Source organism: Cupriavidus sp. CuC1, from assembly GCF_044627735.1.
In the GTDB taxonomy this organism is placed as follows: Bacteria; Pseudomonadota; Gammaproteobacteria; order Burkholderiales; family Burkholderiaceae; genus Cupriavidus; species Cupriavidus ulmosensis.
The window spans coordinates 1-3,063 of record NZ_JBIUHC010000330.1; the positions used below are offsets into that span (position 1 = coordinate 1).

Here is a 3,063-nt window from a genome sequence, read left to right on the forward strand (position 1 = left end):
CACGCCGACCTGCGCGCCAGCGCCCGGCTGGCGGTGCGCCAGCAAGGCGAATGGCTGCGCTGGAAATACCGCCGCCGCGCCGAGCGCCGCCCGCCCCTGGTGCTGCTGCTCGACATCTCCGGCTCGATGAGCCAGTACTCGCGCGCGGTGCTGTACTTCTGCCATGCGCTGATGCAATCGCGCGAGCGGCTGTCCGTGTTCCTGTTCGGCACCCGGCTGACCAACATCACCCGCTGGCTGCGCGAGCGCGACCCGGACGAAGCCGTTGGCGCCATCACCGGGCAGGTGCGCGACTGGGCCGGCGGCACCCGCATCGGCACCGCGCTGGCCACGTTCAACCGCCAATGGGCGCGCCGCACGCTGTCCGGTCGCGCCACCGTGCTGCTGGTCACCGACGGGCTCGACCGTGAAGACATCGACCTGCTGGGCAGCGAAATGGCTCGCTTGCGCCGCTTCGCCCATCGCATCGTCTGGCTCAACCCGCTGCTGCGCTATGCCGGCTTCGTGCCGCAGGCGCGTGGCGTGCAAGCCATCCTGCCGCACGTGGACGCCCTGCGCTCGGCCCATAACCTGGACAGCCTGTTCGCTCTCGAATCCCTGCTGGCCGCGCGCGAGCCGCTGGCCATGCCCGTCTTCCCATCGCCCGCATCCCCGAAAAGGGGCACCTCGGAGCGTAGGGACATCAAGAACCCCAAGGAGACTGCCCCACCATGGAAATGACACAGACGCGGCAACTGCCGATAGCGCAGCAAACCGCCTGGGAAGCCCTGAACGACACGGAGCTGCTCAAGCAATGCATCCCAGGATGTGAGAGCATCGAGCCTGACGGCGACAACGCCTACCTGGTGGCGCTGACTGCCGCGGTAGGCCCGGTCAAGGCGCGCTTCAAGGGGCGCATGGCCCTGCAGGACATCCAGGCGCCCGACAGCTACACCATCCAGTTCGACGGACAAGGCGGGGTCGCCGGTTTCGGCAAGGGCACCGCGGCTGTCACGCTGGCGCCCGAAGGCGACGCGACGGTGCTGACCTACACGGTCAACGCCCAGGTTGGCGGCAAGATCGCGCAGATCGGCTCGCGCCTGGTCGACGCCGCGGCGCGCAAGATGGCCGATACGTTCTTCGACCGCTTCACGGCGGCGGTGAGCGGGTCCGGCGCGCAGGGTGACGAGCCAGGCACCGATGACAATGTCGCCAAGGACGGAGCGGCGGCCGGCGAAGGCAGCGCGCCCGATGAACAAAACGGTGAAACAAAGCGGAAACGATCATGGACAGCGTGGATCTCGAAGTCCTGAAGAGCAGTGTGCGGTGGCTGGCAGAAGGCCATCGCACGCTATTGGTGACGGTAGTCAGAACCTGGGGCTCCTCGCCCCGGCCGGAAGGCGCCATGCTGGCCGTGCGCGACGACGGCCTGGTGGTCGGCTCGGTCTCGGGCGGCTGCATCGAGGATGACATCATCGACCGGGTACGGCGCGAAGGCATTGCCGGCGCGCGCCCCGAGGCGGTCAAGTACGGCATCAGCGCCGAGGAGGCGCACCGCTTCGGCCTGCCCTGCGGCGGCACCATCGAACTGGTGACCGAGCCGCTCAGCGCCGACAGCCACCTGGACGAACTGCTGGCCGCCGTGGAAAACGGCAAGCTGGTAGCCCGCACGCTCGACATGGCGAGCGGCCGCGCCACCCTCGGCCCGGCCGAGGCCACCGACGGCCTCGCCTTCGACGGCGCCACCCTGCTCACCATCCACGGGCCACGCTATCGCATGCTGGTGATCGGCGCGGGGCAGCTATCGAAGTACCTGTCACAGATCGCTGTTGGCCTGGGCTTCCAGGTCACCGTGTGCGACCCGCGAGAGGAATACACCGAGACCTGGGACATCCCCGGCGTCAACATGGTGCGCACCATGCCGGACGACACCGTGACCGACATGAAGCTCGACGAGCGCTGCGCGGTGATCGCCGTCACCCACGACCCCAAGCTCGACGACCTGGCGCTGATGGAAGCCCTGCGCACGCGCGCCTTCTATGTCGGCGCGCTCGGCTCGCGCCGCAACAACCAGGCGCGCCGCGAGCGGCTCAAGGAGTTCGATCTCAACGACCTGCAGCTCGCGCGGCTGCATGGCCCGGTCGGCATCTATATCGGCAGCCGCACCCCACCCGAGATCGCCATCTCGATCCTGGCCGAAGTCATCGCCGCCAAGAACCACGTCTCGCTGCCCGACATCCTGCAGGTAGAAGGCGCCAAGGCCGCGCGCGAGCTGGCCGCCAACGAAGGCAGCAGCTGCAGCACCTCCCCGTGACCAGCCCGCTGACGGGTTCCATCAACGGCGCCATCAACGCCGCCGAGCCCCCCACCGGCATCCTGCTGGCAGCAGGCTACGGCCGCCGCTTCGATCCCGCCGGCCAGCGCAACAAGCTGCTGGCCACGCTGCCCGACGGCCGCACCGTAGCCGGCCGCAGCGCCAGGACGCTGGTCTCGGTGCTGCCCGGCACGCTCGCCGTCATCCGTCCGGGCAATCCCGCGCTGGCGGCCGAATTGCGAGCGGCAGGCTGCAAAGTCCTTGAAACCCCTGCTGCGCAGGCCGGCATGGGCGCCGCGCTGGCAGCGGCTGTGGCCGCCACGCCAGACGCAAGCGGCTGGGTGGTGGCACTCGCCGACATGCCTTGGCTGCCGGCAGAACTGGTGCAAGCGGTAGCGTTGACGATCACGACGCGTGACGCAATTGCCGCGCCGTGGCGGGACGGACGCCGCGGGCACCCGGTTGGATTCGGCTCCGCCTGGCGAGACACGCTGCTGAAGCTCGATGGCGATGAAGGCGCCCGGGAGTTGCTGAAGACGCAGCCCGTGATGCGGATTCTGACGGAAGACGAGGGCGCGTTCAGGGACGTGGATACCCCCGGAGATCTCGGGTAGCCGTGGGGTAGCCGCGGGGTAGCCGTGATTCCCGCCCGTCAGGCGGGAACCACCCATGCGCGATGCGAAGCGAGCCGTAAAGGTTTACCTAGGCCGTATGGGGCGCCTCGGGATTCGACGAAAAGAGCGGAAAAGAGGGACCCATGTCTGAGTATC

At 68.7% G+C, this 3,063-nt stretch carries 4 protein-coding genes; all 4 read left to right on the forward strand.

Annotated elements, in window-relative coordinates; translation table 11 throughout:
- The coding region (locus tag ACGLHR_RS51215; protein ID WP_400103719.1) for a VWA domain-containing protein at positions 1 to 720 on the forward strand (720 nt) is incomplete at its 5' end.
- Positions 711 to 1,292 (forward strand): CoxG family protein, encoded by a 582-nt coding sequence (locus ACGLHR_RS51220; protein ID WP_267605466.1) that lies wholly within the window; start codon positions 711 to 713, stop codon positions 1,290 to 1,292. The genes ACGLHR_RS51215 and ACGLHR_RS51220, both read left to right, overlap by 10 nt.
- Entirely contained in the window at positions 1,265 to 2,293 is a 1,029-nt protein-coding gene (locus ACGLHR_RS51225) for an XdhC family protein (RefSeq protein WP_318237831.1), read from the forward strand. The genes ACGLHR_RS51220 and ACGLHR_RS51225 overlap by 28 nt, the downstream gene beginning before the upstream one ends.
- Entirely contained in the window at positions 2,290 to 2,907 is a 618-nt protein-coding gene (locus ACGLHR_RS51230; protein WP_400103721.1) for an NTP transferase domain-containing protein, read from the forward strand. Before ACGLHR_RS51225 ends, ACGLHR_RS51230 begins: the two co-directional genes overlap by 4 nt.
- Positions 2,908 to 3,063: the final 156 nt, after the last annotated feature.

Coding starts and splice junctions, on each gene's coding strand:
- ACGLHR_RS51220 (WP_267605466.1), top strand. CDS start 711: ATGGAAATGACACAGACGCGGCAACTGCCGATAGCGCAGCAAACCGCC.
- ACGLHR_RS51225 (WP_318237831.1), top strand. CDS start 1,265: ATGGACAGCGTGGATCTCGAAGTCCTGAAGAGCAGTGTGCGGTGGCTG.